Origin of the sequence: Vagococcus carniphilus, assembly GCF_014397115.1 — a bacterium.
Taxonomy (GTDB): domain Bacteria; phylum Bacillota; class Bacilli; order Lactobacillales; family Vagococcaceae; genus Vagococcus; species Vagococcus carniphilus.
This window is the reverse complement of sequence record NZ_CP060720.1, coordinates 947,736-970,670: the sequence shown is the minus strand read 5'-3', so window position 1 is coordinate 970,670 and position 22,935 is coordinate 947,736. Positions and strand designations below refer to the sequence as shown.

Annotated in this window: 20 protein-coding genes, 1 tRNA gene and 1 pseudogene; 3 read left to right on the top strand and 19 right to left on the bottom strand. The window is 31.8% G+C overall.

From position 1 onward, the window contains the following. The 19 genes and pseudogenes from glpO to rpoN all read right to left on the bottom strand — a co-directional run bounded on the left by glpO (position 1) and on the right by rpoN (position 21,594). Positions 1–1,821: a type 1 glycerol-3-phosphate oxidase gene (gene glpO, locus H9L18_RS04840; RefSeq protein ID WP_126795057.1), complete on the bottom strand. Its 1,821-nt coding sequence runs from the start codon at positions 1,819–1,821 to the stop codon at positions 1–3. A 23-nt stretch (positions 1,822–1,844) separates the two neighbouring features. Then, positions 1,845–3,359, bottom strand: coding sequence for a glycerol kinase GlpK (gene glpK / locus H9L18_RS04835; RefSeq protein ID WP_126795059.1), 1,515 nt, complete (start codon positions 3,357–3,359; stop codon positions 1,845–1,847). 217 nt (positions 3,360–3,576) lie between these two features. Next, positions 3,577–5,061, bottom strand: a complete 1,485-nt coding sequence (locus H9L18_RS04830; RefSeq protein WP_126795061.1) for an AcpB/EbpR/MafR family transcriptional regulator — start codon at positions 5,059–5,061, stop codon at positions 3,577–3,579. A gap of 24 nt (positions 5,062–5,085) precedes the next feature. Further along, on the bottom strand, positions 5,086–6,372 hold the full coding sequence (locus H9L18_RS04825; protein ID WP_126795063.1) for an FAD-dependent oxidoreductase: 1,287 nt from the start codon (positions 6,370–6,372) through the stop codon (positions 5,086–5,088). 586 nt (positions 6,373–6,958) lie between these two features. Continuing rightward, on the bottom strand, positions 6,959–8,473 hold the full coding sequence (locus H9L18_RS04820; protein ID WP_126795065.1) for a DUF3800 domain-containing protein: 1,515 nt from the start codon (positions 8,471–8,473) through the stop codon (positions 6,959–6,961). Positions 8,474–8,541: 68 nt separating this feature from the next. Further along, positions 8,542–9,690 (bottom strand): hypothetical protein, encoded by a 1,149-nt coding sequence (locus H9L18_RS04815; RefSeq protein ID WP_187559359.1) that lies wholly within the window; start codon positions 9,688–9,690, stop codon positions 8,542–8,544. After that, positions 9,687–10,106 (bottom strand): hypothetical protein, encoded by a 420-nt coding sequence (locus tag H9L18_RS04810; protein ID WP_126795069.1) that lies wholly within the window; start codon positions 10,104–10,106, stop codon positions 9,687–9,689. The genes H9L18_RS04815 and H9L18_RS04810 overlap by 4 nt, the downstream gene beginning before the upstream one ends. A gap of 70 nt (positions 10,107–10,176) precedes the next feature. Continuing rightward, positions 10,177–10,707, bottom strand: coding sequence for a hypothetical protein (locus H9L18_RS04805; RefSeq protein ID WP_126795071.1), 531 nt, complete (start codon positions 10,705–10,707; stop codon positions 10,177–10,179). Between the two features lie 17 nt (positions 10,708–10,724). After that, positions 10,725–11,690, bottom strand: a complete 966-nt coding sequence (locus tag H9L18_RS04800) for a hypothetical protein (protein WP_126795073.1) — start codon at positions 11,688–11,690, stop codon at positions 10,725–10,727. A 20-nt stretch (positions 11,691–11,710) separates the two neighbouring features. Beyond that, complete coding sequence (locus H9L18_RS15555; protein ID WP_185847503.1) at positions 11,711–11,863, bottom strand: helix-turn-helix domain-containing protein; 153 nt, start codon at positions 11,861–11,863, stop codon at positions 11,711–11,713. Between the two features lie 13 nt (positions 11,864–11,876). Then, positions 11,877–12,298: pseudogene (locus H9L18_RS04790) on the bottom strand (recombinase family protein); the annotation flags it as partial. 140 nt (positions 12,299–12,438) lie between these two features. Continuing rightward, positions 12,439–12,762, bottom strand: coding sequence for a site-specific integrase (locus H9L18_RS04785; protein WP_126795075.1), 324 nt, complete (start codon positions 12,760–12,762; stop codon positions 12,439–12,441). Positions 12,763–13,000: 238 nt separating this feature from the next. Further along, positions 13,001–14,296, bottom strand: a complete 1,296-nt coding sequence (gene eno / locus H9L18_RS04780) for a phosphopyruvate hydratase (RefSeq protein ID WP_126795077.1) — start codon at positions 14,294–14,296, stop codon at positions 13,001–13,003. Between the two features lie 103 nt (positions 14,297–14,399). Next, positions 14,400–15,926 (bottom strand): 2,3-bisphosphoglycerate-independent phosphoglycerate mutase, encoded by a 1,527-nt coding sequence (gene gpmI, locus H9L18_RS04775; protein ID WP_126795079.1) that lies wholly within the window; start codon positions 15,924–15,926, stop codon positions 14,400–14,402. 1 nt (position 15,927) lies between these two features. After that, complete coding sequence (gene tpiA / locus H9L18_RS04770) at positions 15,928–16,683, bottom strand: triose-phosphate isomerase (protein ID WP_126795081.1); 756 nt, start codon at positions 16,681–16,683, stop codon at positions 15,928–15,930. A gap of 25 nt (positions 16,684–16,708) precedes the next feature. Then, the gene (locus H9L18_RS04765) at positions 16,709–17,896 is read right to left on the bottom strand and encodes a phosphoglycerate kinase (RefSeq protein ID WP_126795083.1); all 1,188 of its coding nucleotides are present in this window, start codon (positions 17,894–17,896) and stop codon (positions 16,709–16,711) included. Between the two features lie 90 nt (positions 17,897–17,986). Next, complete coding sequence (gap, locus tag H9L18_RS04760; RefSeq protein ID WP_126795085.1) at positions 17,987–18,991, bottom strand: type I glyceraldehyde-3-phosphate dehydrogenase; 1,005 nt, start codon at positions 18,989–18,991, stop codon at positions 17,987–17,989. A 43-nt stretch (positions 18,992–19,034) separates the two neighbouring features. Next, positions 19,035–20,072, bottom strand: coding sequence for a sugar-binding transcriptional regulator (locus tag H9L18_RS04755; RefSeq protein ID WP_126795087.1), 1,038 nt, complete (start codon positions 20,070–20,072; stop codon positions 19,035–19,037). Between the two features lie 184 nt (positions 20,073–20,256). Then, positions 20,257–21,594 carry an RNA polymerase factor sigma-54 gene (rpoN, locus tag H9L18_RS04750; protein WP_126795089.1) on the bottom strand — a complete coding sequence of 446 codons (1,338 nt, stop codon included), beginning with the start codon at positions 21,592–21,594 and terminating at the stop codon, positions 20,257–20,259. A 71-nt stretch (positions 21,595–21,665) separates the two neighbouring features. On the opposite strand from rpoN, the gene H9L18_RS04745 reads away from it, so the two are divergent. From H9L18_RS04745 to H9L18_RS04735, 3 genes are all read left to right on the top strand, one after another. Beyond that, positions 21,666–21,737 (top strand) — tRNA-Arg (locus tag H9L18_RS04745). A gap of 94 nt (positions 21,738–21,831) precedes the next feature. Further along, positions 21,832–21,966, top strand: a complete 135-nt coding sequence (locus H9L18_RS04740) for a teichoic acid D-Ala incorporation-associated protein DltX (RefSeq protein WP_126795092.1) — start codon at positions 21,832–21,834, stop codon at positions 21,964–21,966. Positions 21,967–22,039: 73 nt separating this feature from the next. Continuing rightward, positions 22,040–22,864, top strand: coding sequence for a glycerophosphodiester phosphodiesterase (locus tag H9L18_RS04735; RefSeq protein WP_126795093.1), 825 nt, complete (start codon positions 22,040–22,042; stop codon positions 22,862–22,864). Positions 22,865–22,935: the final 71 nt, after the last annotated feature.

Sequence of the window (22,935 nt, the reverse complement as noted above, 5' to 3'; positions counted from 1 at the left end):
TTAGTTCTCCTTTTTCAAATTCATTAGTTGTGATTCATTGATCGCATTTTCTAACTCTAAACGATAACTAGTTGTTTGTTCATTGTTCCAACCATAGTATTCAGCCATTTTTTTAATAATTGGTTCTTTTATTCTATCTAATTGGTCACTAATAAATAATAAATAATTAGTTCTTCGCAGTAAATAATCTACTGGTGTTAAAGTCATTTCGTTATTTAAAGCATACATTAAGCTAGCAGCTTCTGATTGTGATAAGCCAGGTATGTCTTCATTTAGATACGTTAAAACTGATTCAGTATTTGATCCATATAAATTAGCTAAGAATTCTGCTTCTTCTTTAGATAATCCTTTTTCTTGGCCTAGTTCTGTTAACTCTGATATTTTTTCATCCACTTTTGTGTGATCAAAGTGTCCACCTGAAACAGGGTAATTACTTGAATCTACTAAATCAAAATGCTTGTCATATTTTTCTTTCAATATCTTAGAAATTAATGCTACTGCGCCTTCAGCCATTAATCGGTAATCGGTTATTTTTCCACCTGCTAATGTCACTAATCCTTTATTATCAACTTCTAAGCTACTTCCTCTTGATATAGCAGAATTACCTTTTTCACTTAAACTTGATTCTGCCAATTTAAGAGATTTTTCAACATCTTCTTTTGTTTTTTCTTGATTCAAATAACCAGAGACAGTGTCAATAATTTGATTAAAGCTAGCTTCAGACATGACACCGCTATTTCCTCCATTATAATCAGATCCACCATTCTCAGAAATCAGCGGTCTTAAACCAGCCCAACTTCCTTCAATATCGTCAATACTAACATTAGCATTTGGAAATTGGTGATTAATTATTTCTAACAAGTAATCTACATCTTCATTAGTTACTCTTGGATGTGTTAGGTCTCCAGTGTAATCTGTATCTGTTGTTCCAAAATAAGTTTTATTTTCTCTTGGGATAACAAATACCATACGACCGTCATGTCTACCTGTATCAAAATAAGTAGGCTGAGAAACACTCAATACTGACTGATCAACAATTAAATGAACGCCTTTTGTAGGACGCATCATAGGTTTAAATCCTTCTTCTTTACCTAGTTCTCTAATCGTATCTACCCAAGGTCCTGTTGTATTAATAACAACCTTGGCATGTATATCGTAAATTTCTTTTGTTAATTGGTCTTCTACTTTAACACCTGATAGTTGACCATTATCATGGTAAGTAAATCCAATTACTTTTGTTTTACTTAAAGCATTAGCACCGTCTGCAGCCGCTTGTTTAACATTTTCAATCACTAATCGAGCATCGTTATTTCTAAAATCTAAATATAAGCCACCGCCTAAAAGTTTATCTGTGTTAATTTTAGGCACTCGTTCAATGACTTCTTCTTTACTTAATACTTTATTAGCAAAAGAAGTATTAGTTACACCTGCTAGTTGATCATATAAATCCATCGCCACTTTCACAGAAAACATTGAAAAAGTTGAACCTGGTTCATCATAAATAGGTAAGAGCATAGGATCTGGTTTAGGGATATGGGGAGCAATTTTTTGAACAGTTGCCCGTTCTTTAACTGTATCTGAAACAACTTCTACATCAAAATTCTTCAAATATCTGATTCCACCATGTACAAGCTTAGTCGAACGAGAAGAGGTACCTTCTGAAAAATCCTGCATTTCAATTAAAGCGGTCGTCATACCAGAAGCTGCTGTTTGAACAGCAACTCCAGCCCCCGTAATACCACCACCAATTATCAAAACATCCATTTCTTGTTTTTTTACTTCTTCAATTGATTTTTGACGATCTTTAATGGAAAAACTCATCTTAATCACCTTTCTTTTCTCTATTAATTATTTTTCCCAATACGTTTGAATGTTTGCGTTGCGGCTACAGCTTCTTTCCAACCTTCATATAAATCAGCTCTTTCTTCTGATGCCATATTTGGTTTAAAGGTAATTCCTTCTCCTTGGAATTCTTTTAACTCATCTAAATTTTCCCAGAAACCAACTGCTAATCCAGCTAAGTAAGCTGCTCCTAAGGCCGTTGTTTCTAAGTTAGGGGCACGTGTCACATCAATATCTAAAATGTCAGCTTGGAACTGCATTAATGTATCATTTTTAGCTGCTCCTCCATCGACTTTAAGGACTGGAATGTCAATACCTGAATCTTCCTTCATCGCATCAATCACATCTTTTGATTGGTATGCAACTGCTTGTAAGGTTGCTTTTACAAAATCTTCTTTTGTTGTGGCACGTGTTAACCCAAAGATTGCACCACGCGCGTCTGAATCCCAGTACGGTGCTCCAAGTCCAGTGAAAGCTGGTACTACATAAACACTGTTATCTCCTGTTGACGCATTAGCTATCTCTTCAGATTCAGGCGCTGTTTCAATCATACGTAAACCATCTCGCAACCATTGAATCGCAGATCCTGCAACAAACACACTACCTTCTAGTGCATAATACACTTTTCCATTAATTCCATAGCCAATCGTTGTTAATAAGTTATTTTTAGAAATTTGAGGCTTTTCACCAGTATTCATTACAATAAATGCACCTGTACCGTAAGTATTTTTAATCATACCTGGCTCAAAAGCTAACTGACCAAACAATGCCGCTTGTTGATCTCCTGCCATACCAGAAATTGGCACTTCACTGCCGTAGAAATGATAGCTTTGAGTATAGCCATAGACTTCTGAGTTACTTTTTACTTCTGGTAATAATGATTTAGGAATATTTAATAATTCTAAAATGTCATCATCCCATTTTAAATCCATAATGTTATACATCATTGTTCTTGCTGCATTTGAATAATCTGTTACATGGACATTACCATCTGTTAATTTCCATAATAACCATGTGTCAATTGTCCCAAAAGCAAGTTCTCCTCTTTCAGCTCTTTCTTGAGCTCCCTCTACATGATCTAAAATCCAGCGAACTTTTGTTGCTGAGAAGTAAGCATCCACTACTAACCCAGTTTTTTTATGAATCATATCAGCATGGCCCTCTTCTTTTAACCTATCCGCAATAGGTGAAGATTGTCTTGACTGCCAAACAACCGCATTATAAATAGGTTTTCCAGTTTTACGATCCCAGATAACTGTTGTTTCACGTTGATTCGTAATACCAATTCCTTTAATTTTATCTGGTCTAACACCTGATTCAATTAATGCACCAGCGATAACAGATTGTACAGAGTTCCAAATTTCATTTGCATTGTGCTCAACCCAACCAGATTCTGGAAAAATCTGAGTAAATTCTTTTTGTGAACTTCCTATATTATTTCCTTCCTTATCAAAAATAATTGCTCGAGAACTAGTTGTTCCTTGATCAATAGCCATAATATATTGTTGTTCTGTCATGTTTGTTCCTCCTTCATCAGTAAAAAGATAACGCTTTCTTTTCTATAAACGTATGATAGCGTTTTTATGATTGTTCAAACGGTCATCTTTTTACTCGTAATAAATAAAAAATGACTGTTTCCCTAAAAAAGGTAGCAGAATCCTTTATTTAAATGACTTTTCCAAATTTTTTAAAATAAAAAACTTCCATTAGATAATCTGATGGAAGTTAGAAAAATTATAATAAGCTATCATTTAATTTTGAACTATTTTTTTGCGTGTAAGTGTTTCTAATGGTCTCTTTAATTTTTTTCAAATCATATTCAGTACCTACTTCTGATATGACATAATAATCTGTTTGCCATTTAGCCTCTTGATTGTTCGTTATAATTAAATCATAGGTTTTCTTTGTTTGATACGGCTCACAAATAACCCCATTAATACTATTTAATTGAATCATAAACATGTTCGTTACTGCTTCTTTAAACAAACCATCCATTTCAAGTGAAATACCAACAGTTACATCTCGATTCATAACATTATCTAAGATGACCACTACACTTAAATATTTTATTTCGGTTATATATAATAAACTGTTGTTTTCGTCTTCCGCTAAACCTAACTGCTTTTGTGCAATATCCAATAAATGACTTGTAATAACTCTAATAGAGTGCCCAGATAAACTCGCTTCAATCGACCATATTTGCTCCTCATTGTGTACTTCAATGTCACCTTTAAAAAAATATAACCTTGGATGAATCTGTGCTAACAGAAAATACAGATGTTTTTCCAATGTTCTTGGCATAACTAACGGTCTATAATACATCAATAACGTTTCTAAAATAACCGTATCTAATAGCGCTGTTGGCGTAAAACGAGATCTAACTAATGAATACTCATCAAAATCTGATTCAGATAGAATTCCCATCGATATTAGAAAGACAAATTGCAACATAGCTTCTTCTTCTTCAATTTCAATTGCGTAGTTACCAATCATTCTTAATGTAAGCTCTCTAACTTTCAAATACAATTCGTCTTTTTCATAAGGACGGCACTTTTCAGCTAATTGATGATAATCTTGATTGCTGATAGCTACTCTCTTTTTAGTAATATTAAGCCATAAACTAACTTTCTTTTTACTTTTAAAAGATAACTCAAGATCTAATGCTTTTTCAATCATCTTTAAATACATTTGCTCACTTGAATTTAGCGTTTCTTTTTTAGATTCAGTCAGATACCAATAGAATTGAAAATAAAAATACCTAATTTGAGCTTCCTCACCTACCAGTTTTCCTTGCCAAATACTGATATTAAATTCTTTCAAAGCTGTATTTAGTTCTTTAATTTTCCTAAATAAAGTTGATTCACTGATTGATAACTCCTGTGATAAAAATACTGTAGAAAACTCTCGATGTTGAAATAAATAACTAAGTATTTGGTATTTTGTACTATTAAGATAAAAATCTGTTTCCATTTGAACCAATGAGAAAGTATTTGCCATATTCAATTGTAAATTAGATCCTTCTTCGACTAATAATATTTTCCCCTGATAAGTTTCAAGAACCTCATGCAAATCTTCAATATAGCTTTCTAGAGATGACTTAGAAACTTTGAGCTTTTTAGCCAGTAAAGAAATATTTCCTTCTCTACTAGAAAGGATTAACTCTTTTAATAATTTAAGTTGCGTTGCTTCTTTCTTGTCTAGTAAACTTTCATAATTCATCTTAGTTCAACCTCTTTGACTTAATTAAATAATATCTGAAACAGGGTTAGCATACAACGGATGATAAAAATGATCTTTTTTAGCTAATTCATCTATAGTCATTTTAGACTCAATCGCTAATGTATAACGATTAATTTTCTCTAGTATATTTTCTCTTGAAATCATTTGAACACCTAATAAAATCTTTGTGTTTTTATTATACGTGAACTTAATTTTTATTTTTTTATCCTGTTCAATGGTAGATAATGGTATATCGAGTATTAATGTCTCGATAGGCTCTTCGTAGAGGAAAAAATCTGCTTCGGTTAAACCACAACTTGCTAAATACTGACCAAAAACATAGGTTCCTATAACACGAATTGATCCTTGATAAGCTACTTTTTTTTCCTCTAGATTTTCAGCACATATTTGACCTGACCTAATAGCATTATTAATTAATGGCGAGTACATAGATTGATTTAATAACATGGAAGGAACTTGCACTAAATCTCCTATCGCAAAAACATTGGGTTGAGATGTTTCAAAATAAGCATCTATTTTTAAAGTTTGGTCCGTATGGTAGTCTAATTGTTCCTCAAATAGTGACAAGTCTGGTCTCACATTCGTAGATAAAAAAGCTGCTTCACAAGAAATAGTATTTTGTTGGGTCACAATTGTTAATTCACTCTCTAAATTATCTCCTTTTATTTCTTTGACTGTTTGCGAAAAATAAGTAGTAAGTTTACTTTCTTGACTCATTTCACTTATTAATGGACCAATTACATCTTCATCAAATGATTTGTATAAAGGATAGCTCATACTTTCAATTAAAGTCACTTCTTTACCTTTATTCACAAGAGCACTAGCCAGCTCCATTCCTGTTTGTCCTGCACCAATTACAGCTATTTCTTTACTTAATTCTATCTTTTCTAAGGCTAGTTCCGAATCCTTTTTCTTTTTATAAGTTAAAAATCCGGGATGATTACTTACTAACTTTTGAGATATCTGAGAAGAGCCCATAGCTAAAACTAACTTATCGTAATAAACTCTATCCTTAGTCGTTTCAATGTATTGCTCTGAAAAATTAAATTTAGTCGCACTTGTACCTAATATCAAATGAATTCCTTTTTTTTCTAAGGCATCTTTCGATATAAATGTCGCTTCATCCAACCTTTTAATATGTTGATTTAACAATAATATTAAGCCACTTGGTATATATCCTAACGTTTCTTCTTTTTCTATTATTACAACTTCCTCATATGGTCGAAGCTGTTTTGCTCGTAAAGCACAATGGACTCCCGCAAAAGAAGCACCAATTATAACAGTTTTCATCTAATTCTCCTTTCAGTAAACTAAAAATGATTATTTTAAATCTAATTGACGATATCTATTTATAGTAATATTTTTCATGCTTAATTTTACCAATAGATGTCGCTCCTTTACAAGAGAGAGAGTTGTATCTGATTATAAAAAAAATTAGATCATATCTATGCACAAGTAATATTTCTACCAATATTTTTTTAGAATATCGACACAATTAATCATTATATTGATTAAATAATTAATTAATAAAAAACACCCCTAGCACAAGCTAGAGGGTGTTACGTCCGAACCGTTTTAATTCCTTTAATTCCTATTAGAATAATTTTTATTTAAACTAAAATTATTTGTCGTTTAAGTTGTAGATTGAAGCTAAACCTTTGTATTCAGCTATTTCACCTAATTAGTCTTCAATATATAATAATTGGTTGTATTTAGCAATACGGTCAGACGAACTTTTCTTTTATTTGAAGAAAATCATACCACATAAAGCTTTGTATATCAACATTCTTAAAAATAGATTGTTATGTACTACTAACTTGGATGCATTTTGTAGTTAGCAATATCTTACTTTAGATTACCAAAAATGAAAGTCAATTTAGTCTATTTCTGCATAATAATTTTCTTTTTCTAAACCAAACTCTACCATTGTTGGAAAAACATTTATCCCAGCTCCTGAAAGACTAATTAAGTCCAGTACCCATTCACTATACTCACTTGGTAATTTATAACAAAAAACTTCATTATGTTCTTTAATTGTGACAATAGGTGTTGACTTTTTCGTAACTCCAGCTGAGAGTACACAATATTTTCGAGGTTTTTTTGAAATATTTAATAACGGTTGTTTAGATTCATCATAGTAAATTTTTTGTCCATGTTTACCGACAATGTATTCTTTTCTTGAATCACTTTTTGACACTAAAGTTATTGGTAATTTAAAATGAGAACTTGATTGCATTGAATTAAAATATTCTTCCAACCGCTTGCATACTTTAGTATTAAAATATTCAGGTATCATTTCAATATCTTTTTGGATTTCTTCAATTGATTCATATTCTGACACAAATTCTAGAAAGCTAACAAATGTCAACAAATCATCCGCATATAATCCAGAAAACGATTTATACCAATTATTATTTAAGCAAGATATTATGTAATGAAATTTTTTATATAATAATAATTGTTGTTCAGTCATTTTAAACCAATTTATACTAAGTATTTTTTTATTTATTCCATCCGAAATTGAACTATATCTCAAGTCTTGATGGAATGATTTTAAAAACTTTGAAATTAAACCAGCAAGCATATCAGCCCATCTGACTCCTACTGATTCCTTAGAGTCTATCTCTAAAACATTAGTTAAACCTACTTGGTGAGCTGCAACAGATGTAGTTCCAACACCTTCCATATCCAATAATAGACTGTACTCTTCAATTTTTAATTCTTTTAAGTAATGAGAAAAGCCATCAAAAGCAATTCTGTACTCCCAATCAATTTTAAAATCCTCTGAAATACTTTCTAGAAGAAGAAGATATTCCTTAAAAGCTTGTGTCTCCATTTTTTTTAACTTATGATTCTGTTTATTCTCTTCAATTCTTTCTTCAAAGAAGATTTTTAAAAGTTCAACTAATTCAGATGTACTTTCGTACATACCATTAATTATCTCTTTAGGTCTATATAGTACTATTGCTTTAACAATAGAATATTTCATTGAATCAGTATTGATAAACATACTATTTTCGTAATTTCTAAACAACTGTAAAATTATGTATTCTATTTTACTAGTAACTGAAAAATAAACATAAACTTCTTCATTAAACAAATCAAAAAAATCATTAATAAATTCTACATTATCTTTACTTAAAGAAGAGAAACCATACTTTAGTTGTTTTGGTTTTATAGTTGTACTCTTTAACTCTCCTTTAGATTTTCTTTCATCATATTTATTTTCAAAATCAATATATTTTTCCTCAAGTTCTTTGTTCTTCTCATTTTTCCATCCCACTATTGAAGTAATAAAATTATCATAGTAATTCTCTTGTTGAATTGTTTGATTATTAATTTTACGACTGTGTTCAGATTCATCATAATAAAAATTAAATTTATTTGTCATTGGATACCTCTTCTTTATTAAAAATATACCTAGCAAAACTTACCATATCAATTGATAAAATCAGAATTTTATTGAGCTTTATTCTCTATTTTTATTATTGTTATATCTGATTTTTCATTCAGAAAATCATATCTTTTTGTTTGCTCAACTAGAGCTTTACCAGTTTGATTTGAAAGAGAATCAAATTCATTTTTTATGTATGTTATCTTTTCTTCAGATTTTTTATTTACATTATCAGAATACTCCTCTAATAATTTAGTATCATTTTTAATGTTTAAAATTTGCCAAAAAATAGTACATGCTCCTAAACCTAGGAAGAAAGTTAATGATAAAGGGCTATTCCTTGTTATTTCCTTAATATCAAAGAAATTAGGGTTTTCCAGAGTATACTTATCCTTATCGATAAAATCAGAACAAATTATATCAATTTCATTTTTATCATAATCTAAAACACCAATAATTGGCCTTTGTAATCTATTAAATAGCTCATTAAACCTTTTATAATAACTTCTTACAGAGTTAGAAATATCATTTTGTCTAAATATACTATTCTCCTTCATTAATTTAAGTACATTTTCAAAATTCGATTCATTTTTCTCAAAATTCTGATACTTTAATAATATAATACCTAAATTATTTTTTGTATTTGTGATAACTTTCTTTCTGGATTCAGAGTCTTTTTGCTTCATACTTGCATCAGCCTTATCAGATAGTTTACTTAATTTTAATGTTCTCGTTAACTCAGAATAAACTAACTCCGAAATATCATTATTGGTAACACCATCACTTAAACAGTTTGCAATTAATTTAGACAATTTATTTTTGTCCATTCGTTTAAAATTTTCTTTAACTAATATTTCATTAACTTTTAAAAACATTTCAAAAAGCATGTTAATTCTAAATGTACGAATGTTAGGTGTTAACGATGTAAATGCTCCTAAATGAAAAAATCTCTTAGCTCCTTCATATGAGTTGATATCTATTGTATTTAAATCAGTATATTTGTTTTTCAAACTAAACGAATCATCAAAAATAATAATGTCAAAATTCTTTGGAAAATCGTAAAGTTTTAATGTATTTATTAATTCATTTTTATAATAAGACTTAGTTAAAATATCCATGTAGTCTGTTACTTCCCATGAGGATAGTGCAATATTTCCTTCATCTTGCTTCATTTTAATTTCTAATTTATAATTTTCAAATATTTTAGGTATCATTTTCTTAACTCCTTTATTTGTTGTTCAAAACTTTCATTTATTTCTTGAAAAGTCATACTAATAATTGTTATACCAAAACTTAGAAACATTGCGTAACCACTATTTAAATAACTATATAATGGGTGAATAAAATCATTTATAAATTGTATATCAAACATAATCAAAGAACCTACTACAAGTGCAGTATAGAATAGTAATTTAGAAAACTTTTTCACTGCTCTTTTTCTCTTATCAGAAGCAAGACTTGACACTCTAAGAATCTTAGAAAAACTAAATAGTATTGAAAAAGCAGATGAGGCTACTTTTAATCTATCTGCAACAGGAGTTCCTTTAAAAAAATATCCAACAATAGAATAACAAATAAATATGCCACCAATGACCAACATTGTACTCTGGGTTCCATTATTATTTTTCATTTTTAGACTCTCCTTTTGAAAATAACTATTACATTGTAAAGAATTAATTATTATATTCTTCTATAATTAGTTACTTTTTCTTTTCTCTTTTAACAGCATGATAAACATCATTGAGCATCGTTACAACTAAATTAAACAGGCTAAATAATCCTAATATCAATAAATCTAAATATGCTTGACATAATATGTTTGTTAAAAACTTCGATATTTTAATATCTATGTAAGGAGCAATAAGAGCAATAACTCCACAGATTAAAAAGATTAAAGATGTAAAAACAAAAGGACCAAGTAATTCTAATAACGCTTTACCTTGATACTTGTCATTTTCCCCTTGATGCTCAGCTAAAATTTTTAATTCATCTATCTTAAATACATTTCTCTCAGCTGTAAAAATGGCTAACGTAAATGTCAAACCAGTTGTAGAAGCACTAAAATAGTTAGAAATATCAAACTTTTCAAAACTAACCACATCAAAGAATATATTTCCAGTTAAAAGTGAAATTACTATTAGAAACCATATAACAATTAAATATGGAGGTAGTAGATTAGAACGTGCCATCCAAATTAGTTTTATAGGATTAGAATAAAAATTTTTGTCCATTTCTTAACCTCCTATTTTTACTTAGACGAATCTAAATCTAAATATTTTATTTTTTTTAGAACAGAAAATATTTTACTTCCTTTTGTACTAAATGACTTTAAATAGCCTTTCTTAGCTTCTTTTTCTAGAATTTTCTTTATTGGTTCCTTTTTTAATGGTTGTCCATCAGTTCCAATCAGCACTACTTCTTGTTCTTTAGCTTGAGAATCACGTAATATATTATCTCTATCTTGTGGTGGATTTCCATTTGGATAAACAATAGTATAACTTATTTCTGTAAAATCTCCTTCAAATCGGATAGAATCATATACTGGATTTATATTTATTTTTCCCACTCTATCAGTAAATTCATTACTTTCATTTAGTACTCTATTTAGAGCAATTACATAATTACTAGCCAAGTCCTCTCTTTCTGTTTTTATAAGTAAGTGCTCAGTTTTAGGATTATAGTAAGACTCTAACCCTAGTGGCTCTAAAGCATTTGAAGCTTCTTCATACTCCATAAACATTTTTAGTTTATAAAATTTACGAATATGAGTAATACTTGTTCCTACTTGATTATTAGTAACTAACATGAATTTTTTCTCAACTTGCTCGTCATCTATCAACTCATATGCTTTTTTTATACCAGGAAATATAGTTTCTAAATATCGTCTTTTTGCTCCACATTTTTCATTTAAAGTTAAAAATTTTTTTGAATAAAATATTTCTTCTCTCTCTTCATAAATTTTTACGATTTCATTGTACATTTTGATTAATTTATCTGTGCTTTTTTCTAATTCATTAAACTCTTTATAAAAATCTACTTGCTTATTATTTTTTTCAAATATTAATTGATAAAATCCTTTGATGTTTGTTACTTGTAAAATAGCCTCAAACGAATTAGGTATTACTTCAAATTTTAAATAATCTAAACTTCCATCCTCTTTATAAAATTGAAGAACATCAGGTTGGACATTAATTTTATATACACAATACGTCAAGCTCTCCATCTCCTTTTTATTTAATCTTTATTTCTAATCCTATAAATAGTATTCCTAGCTACATCTAGCTCTTTTGAAATTTGAGTTATAGGAACATCTTTCTCCAACATCTCAACAATCTTTTCATACGTTACACGTTTCTGTTTATCCGTTGAATCAGCACTATAAGCCAAAGGACGGCCTTTCTTTTTCTTTTGCTAACTCAATCCCCTGTCTTCGCCTTTCACGTATATGTTTACGCTCATTTTCAGCCGTATACTTAAACAATTCAATAATTAGATTGTTTAATAACCTTCTCAAGTTATCGTCTTGTAAACCACTCTGGGATGGCAAATTAAAAATTTCAAGTGTAGCTCCTTTGTCTTGTATCTAATTCATGATACTAGTAATTTCTTTATTATTTCGTCCTATCTGTCTAATTCCGATACAACTATTATATCATCTTCTCTAATATAGTTAAGCATCTCTTTTAATTGTGGACGATTATTATCTTTACCACTTAATTTATCTGAAAAAATCTTTTTAACTTTTTCTCTCTCTAATAACTCAAATTGTCTTTCTAAATTTTGAACTTTAGATGAGACTCTCGCATAACCAATTCTTGTCATGGTAATCCTCCTATTGTAATTTATATATAACGAACACGTATATTGAACACCTTGAAATCATAATATATCAATAACCACTCATTCTATAGTTTAGGTGTACTCAAAAATAATAAAAAAAAAAAGACTTAGTATATCAGTCTTCAAAAATAGTAATTAATCATTCTAAAAACTTCTTGGTCATTAAATGTATTCAACAACGTTTTTTCTGTTTTCAGATATGAAATTCCTTCAACAATATTTTTATCAATATATTCTTCTACTACCATATACTTGTAAAATAGCTTCACTGTCTTAAGCAATTGATTAATGTAAGTCGACTTCTTTGTTTCTTGTAAGTCTAATGCATATGTCTTAATTTGAACCTTTTTTATTTTTGTAATATTAGTTTCATTAAATTCTAATTCCATATAGTTTATGAATATTGATATTTGATAATCATATGAGCTTATGGTTTTCTTCGACAAATTTTTTCAAGTAACACAAAAAACACCACCTTTCTATTAAAATTAATAAAAGAAATGTAGTGTCTAGTATTGCTAACTTCGTGCTGTTTCTACTAGTTATACGTAAAAAATCATAGTACTAAAAAATTGGTATAGCTACAACTCAAGCTCAAAAAAATAAAAAAGACCCTTCAAAAGAAGAGTCTTTACGTCCGAACAGTTTTAATTCCTATTAGAATAAGCTTTATTTAAACTTTAATTATTTGTTTTTTAAGTTGTAGAATGCTTGAACACCTTTGTATTCAGCAACTTCACCTAATTGGTCTTCAATACGTAATAATTGGTTGTATTTAGCAATACGGTCAGTACGGCTAGCAGAACCAGTTTTGATTTGACCAGCGTTAGTTGCAACAGCGATATCAGCGATTGTTGCATCTTCAGTTTCACCAGAACGGTGAGAAACAACTGCAGTGTAGCCAGCTTCTTTAGCCATTTCAATAGCTTCGAAAGTTTCAGTTAAAGTACCGATTTGGTTAACTTTGATTAAGATTGAGTTAGCGATACCTTCTTCGATACCACGAGCTAATTTTTCAGTGTTAGTTACGAATAAATCGTCACCAACTAATTGTACTTTTTTACCTAATTTTTCTGTTAAGTGTTTGAATCCTTCCCAGTCGTTTTCATCTAATCCATCTTCGATTGAGATGATTGGGTATTTAGCACATAATTCTTCGTATAAAGCAACCATTTCTTGAGAAGTTAAAGAACGTCCTTCTGAAGTTAAGTCGTACATACCAGTTTCTTTGTTGTAGAATTCTGATGAAGCAACGTCCATAGCTAAACGGATGTCTTTTCCTGGAACGTATCCAGCAGCTTCGATAGCTTCGATGATAACTTCTAAAGCTTCTTCGTTAGATCCTAAGTCAGGAGCGAATCCACCTTCGTCACCAACAGCAGTATTTAAGCCTTTAGCTTTTAATACTTTAGCTAAGTTATGGAATACTTCAGCACCCATACGGATAGCTTCTTTAAATGTAGGAGCTCCTACAGGCATAATCATAAATTCTTGGAAGTCAACGCTGTTATCAGCATGAGATCCACCATTGATGATGTTCATCATTGGAGTTGGTAATACTTTAGTGTTAAATCCACCTAAGTAATGGTATAAAGGAACTTCTAAATAATCAGCAGCAGCACGAGCAGCAGCGATAGAAACACCTAAAATAGCGTTAGCTCCTAATTTACCTTTGTTTGGAGTACCGTCTAATTCGATCATTTTTTTGTCGATTGCCATTTGATCACGAACATCAAATCCGATGATTTCTTCAGCAATAATGTTATTTACGTTATCAACAGCTGTTAAAACACCTTTACCTAAATAACGAGCTTTGTCGCCATCACGTAATTCAACTGCTTCGTATTCACCAGTTGAAGCTCCTGAAGGAACCATCCCGCGACCAAAAGCACCACTTTCAGTATAAACTTCTACCTCGATTGTTGGGTTTCCACGTGAGTCTAAGACTTCGCGAGCGTAAACATCAGTAATAATTGACATTGTTTTTTTCTCTCCTTTAGGATTATTGTTTATTAGCTAAGGGATATTTTATCCCATACTATCATTTTAACTATTTTTCCAATGACTTGCAATGGAAAAACGACTATTTAATTAAAGATTCACCAGTCATTTCAGCTGGTTTTTCTACATTTAATAAATCTAACATCGTTGGTGCAATATCTGCTAAACGTCCACCATCTCTTAACTCAGCTCCTGCTTTAGTTACAATAACTGGAACTGGAACAGTTGTATGAGCTGTATGTGGGTTACCTTCAGGTGTTGTCATTGTTTCAGAGTTACCGTGATCGGCAAAAATGATTGCATGTCCACCTTTAGCATGAATAGCATCTACTACTTTACCTAAACATTCATCTACGGCTTCAATTGCTTTAATTGCTGCTTCTAAAATACCAGAATGACCTACCATGTCTGGGTTAGCAAAGTTTAAAAGAATTGCATCGTGTTTGTCTGCTTCGATGTCTGCTACTAAAGCTTCAGTCACTTCGTAAGCACTCATCTCAGGTTGTAAATCATATGTTTCAACTTTTGGTGAGTTGATTAAGATTCTGCTTTCACCTTCAAATTCCTCATTACGTCCACCATTCATAAAGAAAGTAACGTGTGGGTATTTTTCAGTTTCAGCAATACGTAATTGTTTCAACCCTTTATTTGAAAGAACTTCACCAATTACATTTTTCATTTCAATTGGTGGGTAAGCAACTTCTGCTACAATACTTGGATTGTATAAAGTCATCGTTACAAACTTAACGTTTTCTGGATGAACTTTACGTTCAAAGTTTTCCCACTCAACATCAGTGAATGCATTTGATAATTGAATCGCACGGTCAGGACGGAAGTTAAAGAAGATAACAGCGTCATTATCTTTAACGGTTCCTACTGGTTTGCCATCTTTTTCAATTACAACAGGAACAACGAACTCATCGTTAACACCTTCTGCATAAGAAGCTTCAATGGCTTCTACTGGATTAGATGATGTATTTCCTTTGCCTTCTGTTAAAGCAGCGTAGGCTTTTTCAACACGTTCCCAACGTTTGTCACGGTCCATTGCATAAAAACGTCCTGAGACAGTTGCAACTTCTCCGTAACCTAATTTATCCATAAAAGCTACTAATTCTTCCATGTAACCTTTACCAGATGTTGGTGCTACGTCACGTCCGTCTAAAAAGGTATGAACGTAAGTATTTTTAACACCCTTAGCTTTTGCCATTTCTAACAAAGCATATAGATGGTTTTGATGACTATGCACGCCACCATCAGATAATAATCCAAATAAATGTAAATCTGAATCATTGTCTAATGCATGTTGAATCGCATTGTTTAATGGAGCATTTGTTTGAAATTCTCCATCTTGAATAGCTTTATCAATACGCGTTAAACTTTGATACACAATGCGTCCTGCACCAATGTTAGTGTGACCCACTTCAGAGTTACCCATTTGCCCTTCAGGAAGACCTACATCAAGACCTGAAGCTTTTAATTGGTTATGTGGAAATTCATTCCAATAACGGTCAAAATTTGGTGTGTTTGCTTGAAGAACAGCATTACCTGTTACTTCGTCACGTTTGCCATATCCATCAAGGATAATCATAGCGATTGGGGCTTTACTCATACTATTTTACAGCCTCCAATAGTGCTAGGAATGAATCAGCTTCAAGAGAAGCTCCACCTACTAACGCACCATCAACGTTTTCTTTAGCCATATATTCTTTGATGTTTTCAGGTTTTACTGAACCACCGTATTGAATACGAACTTTGCTTGCTACTGTATCGTTGTAAAGTTTTGCAACTGTACCACGAACCACACCACAGATTTCATCTGCAATGTTAGCGTCAGCAGATTTACCAGTACCGATTGCCCAGATTGGTTCATAAGCAATAACTAAGTTAGAAACTTGTTCTTCTGTTAAATCAGCTAATCCACCTTTAATTTGTGATTCAATCCATTCAGCAGTTTTACCTGCTTCATAAGTTTCTAATGTTTCACCACAACAAAGAATTGGAGTCATACCATTAGCAATAATTGCTTTTGCTTTTTTATTGATATCTTCATCTGTTTCGTGGAAATACTCACGACGTTCAGAGTGACCAATAATAACATAGTCAACACCTAAGTTAGCTAAAGCTGCTGGTGAAGTTTCACCAGTGAAAGCTCCACTGTTTTCAAAGTAACAGTTTTGAGCTGAAATTTTTAAATCTGTTCCTTTTGCGATATTCACTAAATCTGTTAAGAATAGTGCTGGAGATCCAATAACTGAATCTACTTTATCATTTGAAGGAATTTTTGTTTTAACTGCTTCTGCAAAAGCATTAGCTTCTGCTACAGTTTTATTCATTTTCCAGTTACCTGCAATAATTGGTTTACGCATATTTTCGTCTCCTTAAGAATTGAAATTATTTGTCAGAAATTGATTCTACACCTGGTAATTTTTTGCCTTCTAAATATTCTAGAGAAGCGCCACCACCAGTTGAAATGTGAGTGAATTTTTCAGCATAGCCTAATTGGATTGCTGCTGCTGCAGAATCTCCACCACCGATGATTGTTGTTGCATCTTCAAGGTTAGCGATTGCTTCACAAACACCGATTGTTCCTTTAGCGAATGTTGGTAATTCAAACACACCCATTGGTCCGTTCCATACAACTGTTTTAGCACCTTGTAATTCTTTAGTGAATAATTCAATTGTTTTAGGTCCAATATCTAATCCTTCTAGATTAGCAGGAATATTTTCTGTATGGATTTCAGTTGCTGCATCATTATCAAATTCAGCTGCACACACTGTATCTACTGGTAAAATAATTTTGTCACCAGCTTTTTCTAATAAACTTTTAGCTAAATCAACTTTATCTAATTCAACGATTGATTTACCAATTTCACGGCCTTGAGCAACGTTAAATGTATAAGTCATACCGCCACCGATTAAAATTTTATCAGCTTTTTCGATTAAGTTTTCAATAACACCAATTTTATCTGATACTTTCGCGCCACCTAAAATAGCTACGAATGGACGTTTTGGCTCATCCACTGCACCACCGATAAATTTGATTTCTTTTTCCATTAAGTAACCAGCTGCTGAAGGTAAGTTTGAAGCAATACCTACGTTAGAAGCATGAGCACGGTGAGCTGTACCAAATGCATCATTGATAAATACGTCACCTAAAGATGCCCAATATTTTCCTAATTCAGGATCATTTTTGCTTTCTTTTTTACCATCAATATCTTCAAAACGAGTATTTTCAACTACTAAGATATCACCAGCAGACATATTAGAAATAGCTTTTTCTAATGCTTCTCCTCTAGTTTCAGGAATGAAAGTCACAGGTGTATCTAATAATTCAGATAAACGTTTTGCAACAGGTTTTAATGATTTGCCTTCTTTATCTTCTTCAGTTTTCACACGACCTAAATGAGAGAAAAGAATTGCTTTTCCGCCTTTTTCAGTAATGTATTTAATAGTAGGTAATGCCGCAACAATACGGTTATCATTTGTAATTTCGCCGTCTTTTAAAGGCACATTAAAGTCCACACGAACTAATACTTTTTTATCTTTTAATTCTAAATCTTCGACTGTTTTTTTCGCCATAATGAGTGAGTCCTCCTAATAAATGGTAATTAAAAAAGCGAGGAAGCGTGTCGGCTTCCCCGCTTCGAATGTAACACCTGAAACTTAAAATTAAGCTAAGTTTGCGAAGTATTCTAAAGTACGAACTAATTGAGCTGTGTATGACATTTCGTTATCATACCAAGATACAGTTTTAACTAATTGTTGATCTCCAACTGTCATAACTTTAGTTTGAGTTGCATCAAATAATGAACCGTAAGTCATACCTACGATATCTGATGATACTAATGGATCAGTAGTGTATCCGTAAGATTCGTTAGCTACTTTTTCCATTGCAGCGTTAACTTCTTCAACAGTAACTTTTTTGTCTAAAACAGTTACTAATTCTGTTAATGAACCAGTTGCAACAGGAACACGTTGAGCAGCTCCATCTAATTTACCGTTTAATTCTGGAATTACTAAACCAATAGCTTTAGCAGCACCAGTAGTGTTAGGTACAATGTTTTCTGCAGCAGCACGTGCACGACGGAAGTCTCCACCAGGGTGAGGACCGTCTAATGTCATTTGGTCTCCTGTGTATGCATGGATTGTTGTCATTAATCCTTCAACAATACCAAAGTTTTTGTGTAAAGCGTCAGCCATAGGAGCTAAACAGTTAGTTGTACATGAAGCACCTGAAATAACTGTTTCTTTACCAGTTAAGATGTCATGGTTAGTGTTGTAAACGATTGTTGGTACGTCATTTCCACCAGGAGCAGAAATAACAACACGTTTAGCACCACCTTTTAAGTGTAATTCAGCTTTTTCTTTAGAAGTAAAGAAGCCAGTACATTCTAAAACGATGTCTACTCCTAATTCTCCCCATGGTAATTCTTCAGGATTACGGTTAGCTAAAACTTTAACTTCTTTTCCGTTAACTTTGAAGAAGCCATCATGAACTTCAACATCACCATTGAAACGTCCTTGTGTAGTATCATATTTTAATAAATGAGCTAACATTTTTGAATCTGTTAAGTCATTGATTGCTACTACTTCTAATCCTGCAACTTCTTGGATACGACGGAATGCCAAACGTCCGATACGTCCAAAACCATTAATACCTACTTTTACTGTCATGCGAGATTTCCTCCTTTAGAAAATCGAAAAAAATTTTTTTATTTTAAAGAGTCGCCTCTTTTAAAATCTGATTAGCTGCACCTTCATCGGTTATTAACCATGTCTGTTTAGGTGCATTTTTGATGTATGCTTCAATTGCTTTTGCTTTGCTTTTTCCACCAGCTACAGCAATCACATACGGAATTCCTTTAAGGTCTTTTAATTGAAGACCGATGCGAGGTATCTTATAAATGACTTCCCCGTCTTCATCGAAAAAGTAACCAAATGATTCAGCCACTGCTCGATTATTAGTTAACATATCTAGCTCACTTAAACTCATGCCTCTTCTTCTTGCCATGTGTAAGGCACTACCAATACTATGAATCACACAATTAGCTTCAGAAATCAGCTCAAGGACTCTTTGAACGGTTGGTTCATGAAGTAAGTTTTCATAAGTTTCAGGGCTCACTTGCTCTGGCACATATAATACTTTAAAATCTCCACCTGACTTTTCAGCCATCATACCGCTTATCGAGTTAGCTTGGATGTTAATTGTTTCCCCTACACCACCTCTTGCCGGAACAAACAGGTTATGTCGGTTAGGTGTTTCTAAGTGTTCCATATTTTGAGCAACTGTCTTCATGGTAGTTCCACCCATTACAGCAATGGTATTATCTCCATCAGGCAATTCATTGTCCAAAACATCAGAAACGATGGCACCAAAACTTTCTAAAACTTTTTCTTCTTCATCACTATCTCCTGCAACTATGATACAACGAGCGATACCTAACTTTTGAGATAACTCTCTTTCTCTAACACGTGTACCCGAATACTCAGCCATGAAAACTTCTAGACCTTTGTAAACTTGTAATCCTTCTTCTGTTAAAGTCATACCACTCTTAGAAGCGTTGATAAAGTTTAATTGTTTCAAAAAATCAGTCTCAGTTCGTAAACTACGCTCTGTTTCATTTACCTTTTGCGCTAGGATTCTTCGTCCTACAGGCTGCATCCAGTAAATATTACGCAAGATACGAAATCTTCTTTCAACAGTTTGCATCATATCAGGAGCAATTCTCTCAATCATCTCTAAATCGCGAATCATTGAGCATACTCCTTTCGTTGGTCAGCAAACGTCCAATGTAGACTTACTGCGACCCATCATGTTTAAAAAAATGGGTTGAATCAAAATCAAAAGACATTTTGTTTTGCTTCAACCTTACAAAAACATTCTAACAGTTATCTAATGATAATACAAGTCAGATAGCTCAATATTTGTCATTAATTTGTTATTTCTGTTTTTCGTACCGTTTTCTTTTAGAAGATGACTGAATATTTAACTCGTCTCTATACTTAGCCACTGTCCTTCTTGATATCTTTATATCCTCTTTTAAAAGTAAATCAACTAGTTTTTGATCTGATAAAGGCTTTGCTTTATCTTCTTGATTCACAAGTTCTTGAATTCTTTTTTTGATTGAACTCGTTGATAGTTCCTCATCTGATTCACCTTGTTGCAACCCAACTGTAAAAAATGAGCGCAATTCAAAAATACCAAAGTCAGTCTCTAGATACTTACCATTTACACTTCGACTAATAGTAGATTCATGAACGTCAATTGCTTTAGCTATCTCTTTTAACTGCATGGGAACTAATGGGTGGTCTTTTTCTAAAAAGAAGGCAGATTGTCTTTTTACAATTTCTTCTGCTACTTTTAAAATCGTATTCCCTCTTTGTAGTAAACCTTTTTTAATCCATTCAAATTCGCTTTTTCGATTCTTCAAATACTCTTCTACTTCTTTATCTTTGGCTTGAGTCATCTTATCAAAGTAAGCTTGTTGGAAAATTAATTTCGGTGTACTACTTTTAGTACTTAAAACTTCTATATTATTATCTCTAACATGAACTAAGATATCAGGTATAATATAGCTTTCTTTTTCCTGACTAAATCTCGCTCCTGGATTTGGGCTTAATTTTTGGATATAATCAAAAATCGTTTGCACTTCATATAGTTCAACTTGATAGGCTTTTTCAATGACTTGCCACTTTCTACTAGCAAGCTCTTCAAAATACTCTTCTACTATTATATAAGCAAGTTCTGGTGCTTCTTCATCTTTTTCAATTTGAAGCATTAAACACTCTCTTAAATCTCTTGCTCCAACACCAGTTGGCTCTAACATTTGAAGAAGAGTTAACGCATCAAGCATCTCAATAGACGTTGCCCCTGTTTTCTGACAAGCCTCCTCTAATGTAATTGATAAATAACCGTTCACATCAATGTATTCTACTAAAAATAAAACTAGTTTACGCAAATAAGTATCCCGGTAATTTAAATGGATTTGTTGAATCAAGTAATCAAAAAGAGAAATTGATTCGTCTGGTAATTCATTTATCCACTCTCTATCATTGTCACTTTGTTGGTAATTTTTAGTGTTCTTTATGGGTGAATCATAATCATCTGTTTCTATCTTCACTTCCATTAATGGATTTTCAAGAGTTTTGGCTTCTAAAAAAGAGAGTAAATCCTCTGTATTATACTGAAGCATTTGAATAGATTGTTGCAATTCTTGAGTCATGGCTAATTTTTGGGTTTGGCTTTGCTTTTGATTTAAATGCTGTTCAAATCTCATTTCAACTCATCTCTTCCTCTTTAATTAGTCTTGCTATTTATTTAATTTTTGATAAAATGATAGGAGTAATTGCGTCCTTAGTGTAGTGGATATCACGTAAGATTCCGGTTCTTGAGACAGGGGTTCGATTCCCTTAGGACGCGTTTTCATTACTGATTGTATCACATTTTAAGAGTCAAAAAAAGACACGCTAAACTTGAATTTAGTTCCTCTTTTTGATAGTAAAGGAAATATAGAATGAATAATAAACAAAAAAAAATAATGATATTTATTTTAAAAACAGTGCTTTACGTCTTAATTCTTTTAGGATTAATCTATTTTTATGGTTATCTAAAATCAGATGGTGGCGGCTTTATTTACAACGAATTTTAAAATTAAAACAAGTATTAGGGTTGATCTTTTAGTGATCAACCTTTTTTACTTTAAATATACGGAGGAAATTAGTATGCACCGCAGAAAAAGAAATTACTACAAACTATTTACTATTATTTTGTTTTTATCTTTTTTAATAATGAACTGTTACCTTTTAATAAACAAAGAAATGAGTCAACAACAAAAGCAACATGTCTTTTCTCACCGAGGCGCTTCTGGTGAAGAAGTCGAACATAGCTTTAAAGCATACGATTTAGCTCTTCTTTATGGTTCTAAGTTTATTGAACAAGATTTAGTTACATCAGAAGAAGACACACTTTTTGTTTCTCATGATTTATCAGCTAAAAGAATAACCGGAATCAATAAACTTTTTTCTAAAATGACAGATCACGAAATCGAACAACTAAAAACTAAAGACAATCAAAAAATTTTAAAATTACAAGATGTTTTTGATAAATACAAAAACACTACAACCTACGTAATAGAACTAAAAGAAAACACAAAACAAATTCAGCTATTCGAAAATATTATCAAAAAGAATAAACTTGAAGATTATGTCATTGTCCAGGCCTCTGACCCAAAAGTATTAGTAGCATTAGAAAATAGTTTCCCTTCGATGGAAAAACTACTTCTTGTCAAGAATCAAAAACAACTTGAATCTGGTCTAAATTATAATGAAGTAGACATTATTTCAGTAGACAAAAAATTACTAAATCAAAAAAATGTTAATTTAGTTCATCAGAAAAAGAAAAACTTCAACACTTGGACTTTGAACACAACGGATGAAATTAAGTATGCTATTTCTTTAGATGTTGATACTTATTTTACTAACTATACAGCCAAAGCATTATCCTTAGAAAAAGAAAATAGAGAAGAGGATTTCTTAGATTTATTCTAGTTTTTAAATTAAGCTTATCTTTTGACCTTTATTGACCAATTCGTTACACTTTATTCTAGGTAGATGATTTA